This window comes from Simiaoa sunii (assembly GCF_014337175.1).
Classification (GTDB): domain Bacteria; phylum Bacillota; class Clostridia; order Lachnospirales; family Lachnospiraceae; genus Acetatifactor; species Acetatifactor intestinalis.
The window spans coordinates 2,864,212-2,880,997 of sequence record NZ_CP060633.1; the positions used below are offsets into that span (position 1 = coordinate 2,864,212).

The 16,786-nt window shown below is 38.9% G+C and carries 18 protein-coding genes, 1 pseudogene and 1 CRISPR repeat array (1 of these 20 cut by a window edge); of the genes and pseudogenes, 6 read left to right on the plus strand and 13 right to left on the minus strand.

Annotation, left to right across the window (positions count from 1 at the left end; translation table 11 throughout):
* Positions 1 to 1,220: direct repeats of the CRISPR family, unit length 32 nt; unit sequence ATTTCAATCCACGCTCCCACGAGGGGAGCGAC (it extends 3,169 nt beyond the left edge of the window).
* A 174-nt stretch (positions 1,221 to 1,394) separates the two neighbouring features.
* Genes cas2 through cas5c form a run of 6 tightly spaced genes read right to left on the minus strand, consistent with a single transcriptional unit; the run spans position 1,395 to position 6,694 of the window.
* Complete coding sequence (gene cas2 / locus H9Q77_RS13280) at positions 1,395 to 1,685, minus strand: CRISPR-associated endonuclease Cas2 (protein ID WP_249325852.1); 291 nt, start codon at positions 1,683 to 1,685, stop codon at positions 1,395 to 1,397.
* An 8-nt stretch (positions 1,686 to 1,693) separates the two neighbouring features.
* Positions 1,694 to 2,725 carry a type I-C CRISPR-associated endonuclease Cas1c gene (gene cas1c, locus H9Q77_RS13285; RefSeq protein WP_249325853.1) on the minus strand — a complete coding sequence of 344 codons (1,032 nt, stop codon included), beginning with the start codon at positions 2,723 to 2,725 and terminating at the stop codon, positions 1,694 to 1,696.
* A complete protein-coding gene (gene cas4 / locus H9Q77_RS13290; protein ID WP_249325855.1) occupies positions 2,722 to 3,387 on the minus strand; it encodes a CRISPR-associated protein Cas4 in 666 nt (221 codons plus the stop codon). The genes cas1c and cas4 overlap by 4 nt, the downstream gene beginning before the upstream one ends.
* Positions 3,387 to 4,298 (minus strand): type I-C CRISPR-associated protein Cas7/Csd2, encoded by a 912-nt coding sequence (gene cas7c / locus H9Q77_RS13295; protein ID WP_249325856.1) that lies wholly within the window; start codon positions 4,296 to 4,298, stop codon positions 3,387 to 3,389. Before cas7c ends, cas4 begins: the two co-directional genes overlap by 1 nt.
* Entirely contained in the window at positions 4,299 to 6,035 is a 1,737-nt protein-coding gene (gene cas8c, locus H9Q77_RS13300) for a type I-C CRISPR-associated protein Cas8c/Csd1 (RefSeq protein ID WP_249325857.1), read from the minus strand.
* Entirely contained in the window at positions 6,032 to 6,694 is a 663-nt protein-coding gene (gene cas5c / locus H9Q77_RS13305; RefSeq protein WP_249325858.1) for a type I-C CRISPR-associated protein Cas5c, read from the minus strand. The genes cas8c and cas5c overlap by 4 nt, the downstream gene beginning before the upstream one ends.
* Before the next feature lie 229 nt (positions 6,695 to 6,923).
* Here cas5c and H9Q77_RS13310 point away from each other — a divergent pair, with 229 nt between their 5' ends.
* The gene (locus tag H9Q77_RS13310) at positions 6,924 to 7,340 is read left to right on the plus strand and encodes an HTH domain-containing protein (RefSeq protein ID WP_118552499.1); all 417 of its coding nucleotides are present in this window, start codon (positions 6,924 to 6,926) and stop codon (positions 7,338 to 7,340) included.
* 2 nt (positions 7,341 to 7,342) lie between these two features.
* Positions 7,343 to 8,323 carry an IS3 family transposase gene (locus H9Q77_RS13315; protein WP_118552497.1) on the plus strand — a complete coding sequence of 327 codons (981 nt, stop codon included), beginning with the start codon at positions 7,343 to 7,345 and terminating at the stop codon, positions 8,321 to 8,323.
* Positions 8,324 to 8,363: 40 nt separating this feature from the next.
* Here H9Q77_RS13315 and H9Q77_RS13320 read toward each other — a convergent pair whose 3' ends face one another.
* From H9Q77_RS13320 to H9Q77_RS13330, 3 genes and pseudogenes are all read right to left on the minus strand, one after another.
* A complete protein-coding gene (locus H9Q77_RS13320) occupies positions 8,364 to 9,008 on the minus strand; it encodes a hypothetical protein (protein WP_249327180.1) in 645 nt (214 codons plus the stop codon).
* 23 nt (positions 9,009 to 9,031) lie between these two features.
* Positions 9,032 to 9,130, minus strand: a pseudogene (locus tag H9Q77_RS13325) (Arm DNA-binding domain-containing protein); the annotation flags it as partial.
* The gene (locus H9Q77_RS13330; protein ID WP_118669767.1) at positions 9,131 to 9,328 is read right to left on the minus strand and encodes a DNA-binding protein; all 198 of its coding nucleotides are present in this window, start codon (positions 9,326 to 9,328) and stop codon (positions 9,131 to 9,133) included.
* 367 nt (positions 9,329 to 9,695) lie between these two features.
* Between H9Q77_RS13330 and H9Q77_RS13335 the strand changes: the two genes are divergently transcribed.
* From H9Q77_RS13335 to H9Q77_RS13345, 3 genes are read left to right on the plus strand one after another with little or no spacing between them, the layout of a single operon-like run.
* Positions 9,696 to 10,337, plus strand: a complete 642-nt coding sequence (locus tag H9Q77_RS13335) for a helix-turn-helix domain-containing protein (RefSeq protein ID WP_118669766.1) — start codon at positions 9,696 to 9,698, stop codon at positions 10,335 to 10,337.
* 51 nt (positions 10,338 to 10,388) lie between these two features.
* Positions 10,389 to 11,099, plus strand: a complete 711-nt coding sequence (locus H9Q77_RS13340; protein ID WP_118669765.1) for an EcsC family protein — start codon at positions 10,389 to 10,391, stop codon at positions 11,097 to 11,099.
* Between the two features lie 32 nt (positions 11,100 to 11,131).
* Complete coding sequence (locus H9Q77_RS13345) at positions 11,132 to 12,628, plus strand: serine/threonine-protein kinase (protein ID WP_249325860.1); 1,497 nt, start codon at positions 11,132 to 11,134, stop codon at positions 12,626 to 12,628.
* Between the two features lie 474 nt (positions 12,629 to 13,102).
* On the opposite strand, the gene H9Q77_RS13350 is transcribed toward H9Q77_RS13345, so the two are convergent.
* From H9Q77_RS13350 to H9Q77_RS13360, 3 genes are read right to left on the minus strand one after another with little or no spacing between them, the layout of a single operon-like run.
* Entirely contained in the window at positions 13,103 to 14,182 is a 1,080-nt protein-coding gene (locus tag H9Q77_RS13350; protein WP_249325861.1) for a hypothetical protein, read from the minus strand.
* Positions 14,183 to 14,226: 44 nt separating this feature from the next.
* Positions 14,227 to 14,868, minus strand: a complete 642-nt coding sequence (locus tag H9Q77_RS13355; RefSeq protein ID WP_249325863.1) for an AbiTii domain-containing protein — start codon at positions 14,866 to 14,868, stop codon at positions 14,227 to 14,229.
* 12 nt (positions 14,869 to 14,880) lie between these two features.
* Entirely contained in the window at positions 14,881 to 15,507 is a 627-nt protein-coding gene (locus H9Q77_RS13360; RefSeq protein WP_249325864.1) for a hypothetical protein, read from the minus strand.
* Between the two features lie 383 nt (positions 15,508 to 15,890).
* Here H9Q77_RS13360 and H9Q77_RS13365 point away from each other — a divergent pair, with 383 nt between their 5' ends.
* Positions 15,891 to 16,430, plus strand: coding sequence for a helix-turn-helix domain-containing protein (locus H9Q77_RS13365; RefSeq protein WP_118669613.1), 540 nt, complete (start codon positions 15,891 to 15,893; stop codon positions 16,428 to 16,430).
* Between the two features lie 146 nt (positions 16,431 to 16,576).
* On the opposite strand, the gene H9Q77_RS16960 is transcribed toward H9Q77_RS13365, so the two are convergent.
* Entirely contained in the window at positions 16,577 to 16,693 is a 117-nt protein-coding gene (locus H9Q77_RS16960; protein ID WP_408641173.1) for a putative holin-like toxin, read from the minus strand.
* Between the last annotated feature and the right edge of the window lie 93 nt (positions 16,694 to 16,786).

Below are 16,786 nucleotides of genomic sequence, written 5' to 3' on the forward strand. Positions count from 1 at the left end.
CAATCCACGCTCCCACGAGGGGAGCGACGGCGAGCAGCCAGGCAGAGCCGATGGCGACCATTTCAATTTCAATCCACGCTCCCACGAGGGGAGCGACTTTTGCTAACTATGATGTTAAATATATAGGTACGATTTCAATCCACGCTCCCACGAGGGGAGCGACCTAAACCGTGCTGTGCTTCTGTATGTTTTCTGTATTTCAATCCACGCTCCCACGAGGGGAGCGACTCTTTTTTGATATGATTATTATATCATTTTGCAATTTCAATCCACGCTCCCACGAGGGGAGCGACCGGTATAACCGAGTATATGTGCGAAATACTTGCTGATTTCAATCCACGCTCCCACGAGGGGAGCGACGGAAAATAGTGACTGACAGTGCCAGAGTATTACATTTCAATCCACGCTCCCACGAGGGGAGCGACGCATAATCACAAAGCAGCCAAGCTCCCCCAGCCGATTTCAATCCACGCTCCCACGAGGGGAGCGACAGCTCTAAAAAGTGATGATGCATTTATGGAAACATTTCAATCCACGCTCCCACGAGGGGAGCGACCGGCAACAACCGCCCATATTCCACCGCCTTTTACTATTTCAATCCACGCTCCCACGAGGGGAGCGACTCGGTATCAAATGCGTGTACCATTGCTGCGGTAGATTTCAATCCACGCTCCCACGAGGGGAGCGACCCACTCAGCAACCGGATCAGGAGTTGCCCACTGGATTTCAATCCACGCTCCCACGAGGGGAGCGACGTACATAAATGGTCTTGAAGGCATTCCTTCGGTATTTCAATCCACGCTCCCACGAGGGGAGCGACGATAACCACGATTGCAACACAAGTTCCTACCTGTATTTCAATCCACGCTCCCACGAGGGGAGCGACGCACAATCTTCTTTTACAGCACTTTAGCAAATGGATTTCAATCCACGCTCCCACGAGGGGAGCGACCCATCCAGATCCGCACCGTTTACAGGAATGTAGTACAATTTCAATCCACGCTCCCACGAGGGGAGCGACGCGATCCGGAACGTCTGCTTACATCCAACACGGTATTTCAATCCACGCTCCCACGAGGGGAGCGACGTGTGTTCCTGGGGCATTATGATTATGCTGCAACATTTCAATCCACGCTCCCACGAGGGGAGCGACTCGTTGAAACCACTGAAACCACTGAGACAACTGAAATTTCAATCCACGCTCCCACGAGGGGAGCGACAGCAATTTTCGCCAAAAAGTTCTCTTTTCTCTCAGCAAAAATTGTCTAAAATATTTAATCTTAACAACAAATTATTTTAATTAAAAATATCTTTGTATGTTATTTCAATAAATCGCATAATTTATAAGGTGCGAATCCCCCAGGCATTTTATGTATGCTTGGCTTTCGCATCAGTTACAAAATCAGTGGCTGATCCAGAGCTATTCCTCTATCCACTCCAATATGTTCTATCTTGGTCTGGTATTTATTCCCCAGGTAATAGAAGCGAAGGCTGTCCTTTTCTGTATCAATGATATCCTCAAGTGTTGCTTTCAACGCAATGCTCTGTGCATTATCCAAAATACATTCAAATACAGAATTCTGAACTCTTCTGCCATAGTTGACGCATTGCTTTGCCACTTTTCGCAGCCTTGCTTTGCCGGCTGCATTTTCTGTGTTGACATCGTATGTGATCAATACTAACATACCACACCTCACTTCCATAGAAATGCAGGATAGCCGTCCAAGTCGCCACGTAGAAATCGTGCCAGCAGCATTGCCTGCACATAAGGAACCATGCCCCATTCCACTTTTTCCTGCAAATAGGGATGCGTTATGGTCTCCTTTTTACGATTCTGCCACTCCGTCAGTATTATCTTTCGTCCAGCATCATCCAGCAGAACCGCGCCGTTTTCTTTTTGGGTAAAATTTTTAGCTGTGATCATCCGTTTATTTACCAACGACAGCACAAAGCGATCCGCCAGCACGGATCTTAGTTCCTCCATCATATCCAGTGCCAGCGATGCTCTGCCCGGACGCTCTGTGTGCAGATATCCCACGCAGGGATCTAACCCTACGCACTCCAGTGCAGATGCTTCCATATTTGTCAGTAATGTATACACAAAAGACATCATTGCGTTCATTTTATCGCAGGGCGGTCTTTTATTCCTGCCTTGAAATGTAAAATCTTTTTTCTGCTGCAGAATCAATTCGTCAAACACACTAAAATAAATACTGGCTGCCTCTCCTTCATATCCCCTGAGTTCGTCCCCGGAGGTACTGTTCTGAATCAACATCAAAGAATTTTTCAGCATTTCGGATGCCTTTTTTACCTGCTCTGCATCAATCTGCATACTATGATCTCTGACTGCCCGCTCCAGAACCCACCTGGCATTATGTACTTTTCCGAGGATACAATTTTTAGCAATCTCCAATCCCACCAGTTCATCTTTGCTGCTGGTATACTGTTGTTCCCGCAGGATCACGTTGCCCCTCACTTTTCCGGTGACCCGTGCCAGAAATTTTCCCTGGGGAGTCATGTAACACAGAGAAATATTTCGTTCTGCACAGGCACCCATAAGTGCCGGACTGGTTCCCCGATATCCGAACGATACAATTCCCTCGAGATTATGTAGCGGAACTCTGCCAAGTTCTTTTTTATCATCGTAAATAACAATATTTTCACCATCTAACGCCAGATAACTGTTTTCGGAAGTAACATATAACGTATTCAATAATTTTTTCATACGTTTTCCTCCATAAGTGCCTGATCCATATAGTTTTTCACAGAACCGGTTTTTGCGAGTCTGGGCATACAAAGTTCCTTTAAAGAGCAAGAAGTACAGTGCTTTCCCATCTTTACTTTCGGTGTATACCGCCGTTCATAATATTGATGCATTTCCTGAAACATCTCCCGCACTTCGCTGCGAAGTTCTTCCGTGATCTCCACGATTTCCCTCCGTTTTGTCTCTCCGTAAAAGAGTGCACCTTCCGGAATCTGTGTGGAAAACATTTCTTCCAGGCACATTGCCTGCGCCGCTAATTGTAATTTGTCTTCCTCTGTGATCTTCGGCTTTCCCTTCTTGTATTCGATCGGATATACCGAAAAATTACCCCTGTGCCCGTGCAGGCGGATTCCATCCTCACATCTATGGAATTCCACCACATCACACTCACCCGTGACGCCCATTTCTCTGGACGCCACGGGTAATGCTCTCGCTATGATCGTGTCTCTTCTTTTCTCGGTAAGATATGGATCATGTGCTTTCTTATGCATCAATTCACCAATGACCGTATGTTCATTTTCAGCCCACTGCTGCTCTATATGGATCAGTGCCCACTGTCTTTTGCAGAATCTGAAATGCTGGATCCCGGATATCATGAGATAATCATCTTCTGCATATTCCATTAATTCATCCTTCTCACTTCCACAGAATCAGGAATCTGCTCCTCGTGAACGGTAACTGTGTAATCCTGATATTTTCTTGGATATTCCACATCCTCGTTTTTCTTCACTTCTACGGCATCGAATAATTTATATGCCGGGCAGTCACCCAACTCTTTGCTATGTTTGAATACGATCAGTTCCCGTACCGCCATATTGCCTCTCGCTGCGGAATGGTCCACTTCGAACATATTAAGGATTGCTTCCCATAACAGTTCCAGATCGTCTTCGGAAAATCCGGTTATTTTCCGTGCCAGATTTGCGGAAATATAGCCTTCTGCACGATACAGACCGTAAGGGACGATGGTCTTTCTTCCCATCTCTGTATTCTTGTTTTCCGCATCTTTCTCTGTGGTGATAGCAACTCTGGTGATGGTTACTTCCTGGCTGATGATCGGATCGATGCTTCTTGCAAATCCGATCTGCACAGGCCCTCTCACCTGCCCGCAGTTCAGCGATGCTTTTACAAACGTAGTCATTACGGCTCCAAAAGTACGGATATCATAGAAATTCCGGCACATATAGTCTTTCAATTTAAGATCTACACCGGGATCATTTTTCTTTAGCTTTTTGAGTTCCTCCGTCACCTTTTTATCATCTGTTTCGGTGATTCCCATATCTGCACAGGCTTCTCTGTCGCTGCGGTTTAACGGTATATCTTCTTTAATGTAGATTTTATACCCCTGAGCATCCTCTTTTACAGTCTCGACATAATTACGGATCTTACGTTTCAGGCAGACATCCGTTACCAGACCCAGTCCGCTCTCCGGGTCCACTCTTGGCATATTTCCAGCATCGGGATCTCCGTTGGGATTGCCATTCTCCACATCAAATAATACTACGAACTCATATCTGTTTTTGATCACTTCACTCATTTATTTGTCCTCCCCTTTTTTATATTTTTCCTGCTGTTGATGATAGTAGCCAAGATCAAACTGTCCTTGTTGCTCCAGCGACAAACGTTTCGGGAAATCATCCAGTTTTCCCATAATTTCCGTCAATTCTTTTTCGTAATAGACTTTTGTACCGCCTTTATCCCGTTCCAGCTTTTTCACATGGCTGTTTTTCAGTTTGATCAGCACCGGGAAAATAACCGCAGGTGTTGCACAAGCGGAATTAAAATAGCGATCACGGATTGTTGTTGTGATTGACGGATTTGCTTCCTTCTGTATAGTTTCCAATACAGAAAACAATCTGCCCAACACATAGGCTGCATCATTGCAGTCTTTATTCAGTCCCATAAATTTTTCTCCTTTCATACAATCATAGTTTTTTATTAAATACGCCTTAATGATTGCTGCTCGTCCCCAGCTTATTTTTTTATCCCCACTCTCAGCCCGAATACGAATCAGAGTGTTCGCATATAAGCTTGTCGGATATCGCCCACCGGATAAAATTGCCTGCAATACCTGCGCAGCCATGTCCGGAGCCGGTGTCTTATCTTTTGATTTCTGATTCACTGTTTCATTCAGCATGTCACGAATCCCCAGATAATCTTGCTCCGCCCATGTCGGTTTTATGATTTTGAGCCGTTCATAATGGTCAGCTATATTCTGTATAATGTTTCCGAAAGAATTCATATAGAAAAAGCGGACTGACAATCGCGCTGCATTTGGCGCCAATGCCAGTATGTAAAAATTCTGTTTGGGATCCATCTCCGCATCTTCCAGATAGGTTTTCGTATCTTCTTTCAAACTGTCGAAAATGTCCTTCAATTTTTTCTGGTTATCCTTCGTGGGTCTAAACATATTCAGAAAGCATTTCTGATACTGCTCTTTACCGCTTTCCGCCCAGTACACTATCATGGAATCTCCCATGGAAAAAGTGTAGTCTCGCTGGGACAACAGATAATTCAGCGCAGTGGTATAGGCAAATTCCGCATATTTTCCCACCGGTGCATTGTAACTCTGTTCCTTTCCGTAAGACTCAAATGACGGTGCATTGAATGACACCAGTGCAGCTCCACTGGACTGTGCCCCGGGTACTCCTTTGATTGCTTTATGGATTCGTGATATCTCAGCTTTTTTACCGGTAACCAGACAAATGCCGTTATCTTCTCCGTCATTCTGTGCCCGATAATTCTCCCAGCAATCACGAATCTCCGGATCATCCTGTGCTTCCTGCCCTTCCACGGAGAAAATAAGATTGCCGCCTTCTGTCAACTCTTCCCAGTTCTCCCGGATCACGGGATGTTCCGCAGCTTTCTCCGGATCCCATTTTTCAAAATAGGCTAAAATTGCCCGGGCTGTTTTCCCTTGTGCAGATTGCAGGATCTGTCCGTGTTTTTCTTTTGTCGCCTGGAAACAATCCATTACACGCGGGTTCGTCCCTTCTGCATCAATGCCCAGCATGTACTTGGAATTGTCGCACAGGAAATTTGCTGCCACGCCGGAGGATCTGGTAACCATCTCCGGTACGACGAGATTTGCCGGTACCCATACTGCTTTCTTGCCACGCATATCCTCTATTTTCCGGGAGGTAATACCTATGATATCCCCCTCTGAAGACAAATGGATTTCGTAGGACACTTTTGCATGACACCATCCAAGCATGGAAACTTTTCCCTGCTCCGCCAGATTTTCATAATACTTTACCAGTGCCTGTAATATCATCGTAGCACCTCGCAATCTCTCAGATCCACCACGCCCTGACGCATTACTGCCCGGAAAAACATAGGTTTGATATTTTCCGGATCACTGTAATCCATGTCAAACAACACGATGCCAAGATCTTTTTCTGCTACTACATCATAGGCGGTGTGAATCTCTTCTTCCTCACAGAGAGCAAAATTGGCAGGGAATTCCCGGCAGCCAAAATATGGAGCATGGAAGCATTCACCTTTACGTAGCCGTCTCATGATAATGTCCTTGAACTTTCCGGGATTATCAGAAGTATTGGCTTTCTCTGTCATCTCAAAATGAGCCTCGATGGTGTAGCTTACATTGCAGAGCAGCTGTGATGCTCTCTGTACAATGTCCTCCTTTGTACTGATATACAATGGTTTGTCTGCACCATTGTATGCCTGCAATACATTGCTTGCCAGGATCTTGCTTTTTACTTCATTTCGTCGTACACTTGTAAATTGGATAGGGTTTTTGACATAGATTTTGTCGATGATCCACCGCATTCCCGGATGCCAGTATATAGCTTCCAAAATGCCGCGTGCCGCTGAGGGCGTGATGATGTCATAGCTGTAACGTTCAACTTTGAGTTCGGGTCTCGAAAACAATGCATAGTCTCCCCATACATTTACTTTTACTCCGACTCCCATTTATTCCACCTTCTTTCCACAATTAAAGCGCTGTTCCCGTTTACTGTTCCCTTGTAGTACTATTTTCTGTCTGACAACTAAAATATACCCCATAAAGTGGACACGATAAGAAGAAGGGCTCCTTAAAAATGGACACAAGAAGAAAGGATAAAATCCTGGTTAGTGGACAATAAAAGAAGGGATTTCTTCTGGTAGATGATGTATAATAAAAGTATCTATCGGAGGAAATATGAAAGAATACACACCGAAACAAATTAGGGAACTCAAAGCTAACCCGTACACACTTAATGTGACAAAGAACAAGCTTTATTTTACAGCTAAATTTAAAGAAGATTTTTGGATCAGCTATCAGGCTGGTAACGCTCCAAGAAAAATTCTTCTGGATTTTGGATATAATCTAGAGTACTTTGGACAAAAACAGATAGATGACATTGTGCAAAGAATAAAGCGTCAGGCTCTATCGGGCAATGGCTTTACCGAGGGCGAAAACAGACAAAAAAGAATTCCTATGAAAGCAACAAATGAAGAGGACTTGTCATCACCGCAATCCATAGAACGTATGCAGAACGAGCTTTTGTATCTAAGACAAGAAGTAGAGTTTTTAAAAAAAATTATTATTGCGGACAATTCGAGGAAGAGAGATTAGTCATGGAGACTTCAGAAAGCAAATTTGAAATCATCCATGAGACGATAAATAAAGCAAATAATACATTGTCAGTTAAGATGCTCTGTGAAATAGCAGGAGTATCAAGATCCGGTTATTACAACTGGGTACATTCAGCGGATAAAAGAGCAGAAAAAGAAGCACAGGATAGAGCCGATTTTGAATTGGTATTAGCTGCATATAGCTTCAGAGGTTATGATAAAGGGGCTCAAGGAATCTATATGAGATTGTTACATATGAATCCGCCAATCGTTATGAATGTCAAGAAAATAAGACGGTTGATGAAGAAATATGGTCTTATATGTAACATAAGAAAGGCAAACCCTTACAGAAGGATGGCAAAGGCGATAAAGACGAATAGTGTTGCTGATAATCTTGTGAAACGGGAGTTTGAAAAATATGGTCCGAGAAGGATATTGCTTACGGATATAACCTATGTTCCATTTGATGGTCGATTCTGCTATCTATCAACAATTATAGATGCCTTTACAAAACAAATTTTATCGTATGTGTTAAGCGAATCTTTAGAAGTGGATTTTGTTTTGGAAACAGTCAACCTGATGATAGAAAAGCATGGAGTTTCCCTTACAACTAAAACAATCTTACATAGTGATCAAGGGTGCCATTATACGAGTTGCAGTTTTATACAACTTGTCAAAGATAAAGGCTTAAGACAGTCTATGTCCAGAAGAGGAAATTGTTGGGACAATGCACCTCAGGAAAGTTTCTTTGGACGTATGAAGGATCATATAGGAGACAGGCTAAAAGAATGTGGAACATATAGCGAGGTTCGTGCCATTATTGACGATTGGATGGATTATTATAACAATGATAGATATCAGTGGGAATTAGCGAAGCTTTCTCCCAATGAATACTATAAATATATAACAACAGGCATATATCCGATTAAGGGAAAAATCCCTTCTATGGATATGTATGATGAAGAAGGTAATAAAACAAACTGATATAGCCATCTACTGGTTAGAAAGAACAAATCCCTTCTTCTTAATTTGTCCTTGACAAGGGGTACACTTTAGACTTCTTAGGCATTTCTGGCACAGACTCACTCTTGACTTTTACAAACGATTTTCCCCTCTTAACAGGTGTCTGCTCCGGCTCTGCTTTAATAACTGTTTCTATGCCCTTATCTGCCTTTTGTGAAACCATTTTGAACACCTTGCCAATGAGAAAAATAGCGGTCATAATCAGGCTTTTTAGCAGTGCCGGATTTCTTCCCGACTTCTGAATGGAAGCCTTTACTTTCTGTCCGATTTCGCTCTGCTTCACTTCCAAAATCTGCCTCTCCGGCACACCGCTAATTAGTGCTCTGTCCACAGTCTGATTCCACATGGTACGGTACTGATTATCTGTGCGTATCTGCTCCGCTTTTGGGTTATTCTTGCCAATCTTTTTCGTAGGCAGATACACACCGTTTCTGTCAAAAACTTTGAGCTTTTGCTTGTCATCTTTGACATAAATATTGATAAGGTCAGTGTAGGAGCGTTTCACTTCATCAAGAAAGCTGTCGCTCTTGTCAGAAAAGTATTGCGTTTTATTCTTAGCTCTAAATCCGTCAGATAAATATCCACAAAACTTTTGAAACTCATACTGATACTCTGATCCTCTTTCAGTTTGAAATTCCTCTCCCATTCATGGGCTTCGCTCTTCTTGGCAAAGCCCCTCTTGGTTTTCTGTTTTCTTGCTCCGGTCAAATCCTTATAATAGGTTCTCACCTCCCACATTCCGGTCTTATTATTCTTGATAACCGCCATCTATCCCACCTCCTTATCCGTAGATAGCCCGTAGATTCGTTTCAGAAAATACTGTGTACTGACACGTCCTTTTATTGTCACGAATCCATCCGCCTCAAGTTCTGCATTCAGCCGTCGTATCAGTTTATAGGAATACGATAGTGAAACTCCCAGCATTTCCATGACGTCCTGCGCGGTCAAAAATCTCTTGTTCTCCATAAGCTAATGCCTCCTCTCTTTTGTTTTATTATTCAGTTCATTTCTGAACTGTTTTGATGCGCTTTATATTAACAGTTCATTTTTGTACTGTCAATACTTTTTAGCAAAAAACATTTCACTTTTGCACTGTTGGTGTTATAATGTACGCGAAGACAAAAGTGAGCATGGAGTTTTGACGATTAATATGCGAAGCATAAACAAGCGGCAAAGCACCATGAGAACGCGCCCGCGAACGAGGAAAACCGAAGTTTTTTCGAGTTTTTGCCTTCGCAGAAAACATATTAAGTATTAATTGTATATGCATGGTTTGTACCTCGTATCTTCATGCATTCTACAACACTCATTCCACGAATAAGGAGCAGTAAAAATGGGCGAAAATTTCACCAGCCGGGTAGGCTATTTGATTCGAAATTTCAGAATTGCATCTGACATGACGCAAAAGGAATTAGCAGATAAATGTGGATTAAACGAATCCACCATCAGAAACTATGAACTTGGAAACAGATATCCCGATGAAGCAACTTTATTAAATATTGCAAACAATCTGGGGGTCAGCTTTTATGCATTATCTGCCCCTGATGTGGCAAATATTTTCAGTGCACTTCATGTACTGTTTGACATTGAATGGGCATATGGATTACGACCTACTATGAAAGATGGTGAAGTATGTTTCAAATTTAAGGAGAGACTTCCAAGTGCCGGTCCCCGTCCACAGGAAGACCTTGATAACTTCCGAAAGATAGTTGAATACTGGGCTCGTTTACGAGACAAGCTGGAAAATGATGAAATATCCGAAACAGAGTATTACCTCAAAGAGGTAAAATATCCAATGAACCCAACAGGTCCGAATAAAGAGTATACTGTTTCGCTGAATCTTGATGATGACGACCAGTTACTTATTCAGAATATGAACGAGGATGACGATGCAGAAGAAACTGCTGAATTGTTAAAAGACTTGTTTCCAGATTTCTCTTATGTGAAGAGGAAAAGGAAACCGAAGAAGGAATAACTTTCGCTAAATTTACATTGTCTCTAAAAAAGATAAAGGAGAATTCGACATATGGAAATGAATCAAAATCAAATAATGGAACTATTGGATGCATTATATGAAAAATCCATAAACGGCATCCCTAAACTAAGTCAACCTATTGATGTTTTAGCAAACGATTACTTATCAAAAAATAATTCAACAGAAAAAGCAGCAAGACAATTTGTAAATTATCAAGTTGCCAAGTGTACAACTTCAGGATTTGTAACCGGATTAGGCGGACTTATTACATTACCAGTCACCATTCCTGCAAATGTCAGCAGTGTAATGTATGTTCAAATGCGTATGATTGCTTGCCTTGCATATATGGGTGGTTATGATACTAGCAGCGATCAGGTACAAACATTAGTTTATGCTTGTCTTGCAGGCATTTCTATTGATCAAATAATCAAACAAGCCGGCATAAAATTTGGAACTAAATTTACAACTGCTATGGTAAAAAAGATTCCCAGTACTGTTTTAACAAAAATCAATCAGAAGGTAGGATTTAGATTCTTAACCAAATTTGGAGAAAAGGGAATTATCAATATTGCTAAATTAGTCCCTGTTGTTGGCGGCGTCATTGGTGGGGGATTTGATTTAGTAGAAACCAAAGTTATTGCAAACAGAGCATACAAAATGTTTATTAAAGGTGATTTAAGTGCATTAGACGATAAAGACAATGAAAAAATTATAGATACAGCGGCAGATATTATTAAATCACAAGACGAAAGCGATAATTAACATGCAAAATCTATACAAGGAGGAAATATATCATGTATACTGCCGAAGAATTTCGACAAGATGTTATTGCAAACATAAAAGGAAATAGTGAGTTTTCCCCACTCGTAGAATCAATACTACAAAATTCAAAATTTCAATTCAATGATACCAGTTACTTTACCAGAGTTATTTGGAACACATATGAACGTAATCTCGTGATTTTTTGTGCACCTGAGGACCGTATTGAACTAGAAAAATACAAAGATCCTTTATACTCTTTATGTTCTAAGATTCATGGTAACCAAGATGATTATCTTATTATGTCCTTAGAAATCATTGCAAAGAACCATATCTCCCCTGTAACTAATGCAACCTCTATGACAGATGATAAAATTACTATAACAACAAGCATTGAAATTGATCGTTCTTCAACCAACAATATAGGTCATGGTGGTTTTGGTACTGTTTACAAATATTATGATGAAGAAAAAGAAGAACTAATTGCGGTAAAAATATATGAGCCAAGTATCTTTCAAAATAGCAGCCCAGAGATCATGAAAAAAAGATTTTTACGAGAAGGGAAAAAATTATTGAGTTACTCCCACCCTAATGTGGTTAAGGCATTTGATTATGGCTTTCTTGGTGACGAAAGTGCATACATAAAGATGGAATATATTTCTGGAGATAGACTATCCGATTTTGTACTTTCAAACAAACCTCTTAACCCGGCTTTAATAGATACTCTTTGCTATCAATATATTGATGCAATGTCATATATTCATTCACAAACAGATATGCATCGTGATATAAGTTATTCAAATGTTATGGTAACCAAAGCAAACGAGATTAAAGTTCTCGACTTTGGTTTTGCCCGAAATGCTGATGATACAAACTACGATACCAAATACAAAGACATACAACGTAAATTTGTCATTCCAAATGAAAAATACACTTTTCGCACTGAAGTCTATTGTATTGGTGCTATTCTATATACACTTATTACCGGAAATACTTTTGATGACTATAATCCAGATTCAACAGATTCAATAGACGAATCTGAGTGTACCTTCAAATTAAAGGAAGCTGTGAAAATCTGTCTATCACTCAAGCCAGAAAAAAGATTCTCAGATGCTGTAGAACTCAAAAAATTTGTTCAGAAGAGTGACACTGTTATTATTCCACATAACTTTTCCCTTGACTTTTTCAAAAAAATGCTCAGCGAAAGTGTTATATTACATTTCTATCCAAAAAATTTGCCAACAAAGGAAATCATAGCAGAATGGTTAGATAACAAATATAGAGAACATATTAAAAGTTCTGCCTTCCAAAGTACAGTAAACTTATTATCACTATTGAATCACATTTCCGGAGTAACTAAGATTACATTTTATAAAAATGTCAAATATGATTTAGATAAGACACCATTTATCGAATTGCTAAACTTTTATGATACATTATCCGATGAAATGAAAGAGCTATTTATTCGGAACATACTTCTTATCATACTTGAGGTTTCTAAAGACGATGACTTAGATTTACCATTTTGTTAAGATAAATACTAATTTCAAAAATTATTGTCATTTGATTGTCACACAACCAAAAACGAGCCAAGAAACGCTGTAAACTCGGCATTTCTTGGCTCATGTACATTTATATTCAGACAACCCTCTTTATCCTCAAAAGGCAAAATCCTTTATCCTCACCTATTTTCTCTTTCAAGGCATTTTAGGACTTCCTTCAAGGTCTTGGCTTGCTCTCTATTTCTTCTCTCTTATCTCTCGATATTCCTCTATTTTCAAGGCTTTCTCCATGGTTTTAAGTAAAAGAAAAAGACCTCCTAGAACGGTTTTTCCGCTCTACAATGTCTTTATTTTCTCGTTATTTTATTCATTCCCTAGGCTAAAGATTTTTGCCCCTTGAGGATAAAGGGCGTTGCCATAGGATAAGGAGAATTTGACCTTGCAAGGGTATTATACCGTTGATTTACTATTTTGTCAGCTCTATGCTGTTATCAATAATAATTGCTATATTTTCTTCTTATAATCAAACTCAACTACATGTGATTGGTTTTGATTGCATTCCCAAAAATACATTTTCTTATAATTGGAGTAATTTAAAAACATTTCTCCTATTGGCTGCGTCTCACAGTATGGACACTTTTTCCCTTTTATTCTATAGATTACTCCATCTATATTCTTGTAGCACTTTCCCGTTGTTCTTATATCTTTTTGTACTAACTCATCTGACTTTTGAAAAAAAGCAAGGAATTTGTCTAGCCACTCAATCTTAGATTCTAATTCTACAAAAGCACCTTTTGTCATCAAAGGTAACATATTTATGATATCATAAACACATATAATCAATAAACCTATTCCAAACACAAAAAAAATGGCCATAGTAAACAGCAAAAATATTTTTGTACTGCTCTGTATTTTTTCAAGCATCTCTTTTGTTAGTACATTATAAAGTATTGATGCAACTGCAAATAATACGCAGGCTACTATTCCTTCATATGCTTTACTTTTCAAAATTTCTTTAACAGAAGTTCTTTCCTTTTCAATTATAGTGTCTCGCATACTATATGTTGATTCGCAAGCTTTTTGTAATGAGTTTCGTGTGCCTTGCTGAATTTGTATATTTTTAACATCTCCATAAAAATTATTAGCATTAATAGTATTTCGAATTGTTGCCCTAACAAATTTAACTGTTTCATCACAATATTCCATGTCTTCACATTCATCTCGTAATCTTATAAGTACATCTTCATATCCACAAATTTCATCATTATATTTCACATTACTATATACATCTTCTAAATCCTTATGTTCTCTTGCGCAACTATTAAATAATCCTTCTAAACGCATACACATGCTTTCATTAACCATATCATTCTGAATTGTTTCTATAGCTTCACTCAAAACATTAACCGCTTCTACACAAAAACGAAGGTGTAACTCAAAAAAATCACCAATATTCTGCTTTTTTATATATGCGTTTTCCATAATATTTTTTAATTCTTCGATAATACTATTATAATTATGGATATGTTTGTGGTATTTTTCTATTATCTCTTCTGCAGAATACTGATTAGTAACTTCTCCCATTTTTTATTCCTTCATTCGTAATCAAAATTTTTCTTATGTTTTTTCTACTTATCTTGTAATGAATCTACGTTTCCCTGTTGCATTTGCACATCTGTTGCTGTTCCCCAAAAATTTGTTATATAATTTGTTATTTCTGTTTTTTCTTGCGCAATCTTTTTTTCTTCTTCTGAAAATGAATAATCTCTCCCAACTATTCCACTTTCTTCTAACGTCAAAGCCCAATCTAAAATATTATTTTTCACTCTACTTAAAATAGAATATATTTGATTTTTTCCAAATTCTAATCTAAATTGAGTATTAAATCCACAACACTTTGCTACATGCTTATTCCTCTCAGCAGGTAAATTCATCACTAACATTGAGCTTTCAGCATTTTGGTATAAATCATATAGCTCTGAAACTGAATTTTGCAATTTTGTTTTCGTAAAAGCGCTTTCAGCTACTGCAGAATCCATCACAACCGGAATCCATCCCCTTACAGGATTTAATGCTTTCAATTGTCCCTGTATCATTCTATATTCAGGAACCTCTTTTTTCCCATATCCTTCTTGCTCACACTGTATCCATTCTTGAAATTCTGGCAGCTTCAATTTACGTGCAATAACGTATGATTTTCTTAATAAAGATTCTATATCTGCTTTTTTATCCATAGCTTCTTTTTGTAGTTCCAAAACAATACCATTCATAATTCATTCCTCTTATATAAAAAGTAATTTTATTCCTTCTACAATCCCTGTCGCAATTAGACTTCCAGTCACACCAATAGATAAATTTTTCAAATCCATTAAAAGCATTTTCACTTTACTAGGATTTTCTTTCTTTTGGACTAAAGCATCAATTTCTGTTATTTTTTGTCTAACTTCCATTGCTTTATCCCCAAACTCATCTTCTAACAAAGAATCATACTTCTTTATTTTTGTAACGAACTCCGAAACCCTATCAAAATCTAGTGTTTCTACAGCAGTAACCGTTTGTGTTTGTATCGAATTAACATTTCCTTGCTGAAGTTGTATATTACTTACATTACCATAAAAATTATTTGTATTACTGCTCATACATACCTCCTGATACTTTTTTTCTTTATCCTGAAAATAATCTATACCTACCATTGTTAAATAAATATCCAACCTGCCGCTAATATACATTGAACTAGCATTCGTAATACAACCACACATTTTCAAATCATCTAATATTGCTTTAGCATTAAATTTAACATTAGGTATTTCCATAAATTCATCTATGCCACAACTTATAGCATCTTGACCTAACTTTCCTCTTTTTCCCAAAAGTATCTCCAAAAATTTTTCACTATCTTTTCTCAACACAAACGCTCCTATCTAAATTCATTAAGTTTTCGTTTTGTTTTTCTTCTATTTACCATTTCTATTAGTATAAACTTATTATAACATAGAACTTTCTATAGAAAAGTTTATTCTCAAAATTTAGATTTTATCGGAGCATATTTTTATTGCATAGATGCCATATTATATCCTTTTGTCTGTAACCCAATTTCGACTAATATCCAGAAAGAGGAAATGCAACATCAAATGCCTCCTTCCTGTTTTCATTTTGGTACACTTTTGTGACCTTGTTTATTCGTATTATATAGTATACATTTGTGTCTGTCAAGTAATTCATCAAACTTTTTATACACAAATGTGTCCTGTTGTGATAGAATAGAGCTAACAAATCATAAAGGAGCTGTTTTATGACTACTGGAGAAAAGATTAAATATTTTCGCAATATGCGTGGAATATCGCAAGAAACACTTGGTCAGCTATCCGGCATAAACTCCGCAACCATAAAGAAATATGAATACGGAATCCGAAATCCAAAACCTGACCAGCTTTTAAAGATTGCCAATGCATTAGGCATCAGTATTAACATTTTCATGGATTTTGATATAGAAACAGTTTCTGATGTATTATCATTGCTGTTTAAATTAGACGATCAGATTGATATGAAATTTGAAGCAGATAAAGATGATGAGGGCAATTTCAAGCCATCAACTGTTAAGCTCTCATTTAAGAACAATCTCATCAACAAGAAACTTTGTACCTATATGAAAGCTCTGGAAATTCGTGAAAATATGATAAATACAAAAGATGATTATTCTGAAGAAGAATTCAACGCCAGTTTACAGCGTATTAATGAGAACATTGAAGAAATCAAGCAGCATCTGCTTGATGACAACATGGTTGTGTCGAAAGGGACTGACAAGCTTACTGTAAAAATTTTTCCAAATTAGCGAAACCTCTTGAATTATCAGACATAAGATGATAGTATCTAATTAAACAGAAAGCACCCACTCCAAAGGTGGATGCTCCGAGTTTAGGCTAAAGAAATGTCCTTACGGACACCGCCTATCCTGTGGATCAGACAGGATAGGCATTTTTATTTTTGCTTGTTTCTCTTATCGAGAAAGGCAAGCAACGCTACAATCAAGCTACCAAAGGACATCAGCAAAGCTAATATCCCAATGAAAATCGAAATGATCTCATAAGCCGTCATCGGCGCCACCGTCTACGCTCCGCTTCGGTCCTCGCTAAACGGATGTCCACTGGACATCCAGCGACCTTCCTATGTATTCCGGTAGACCGGTAT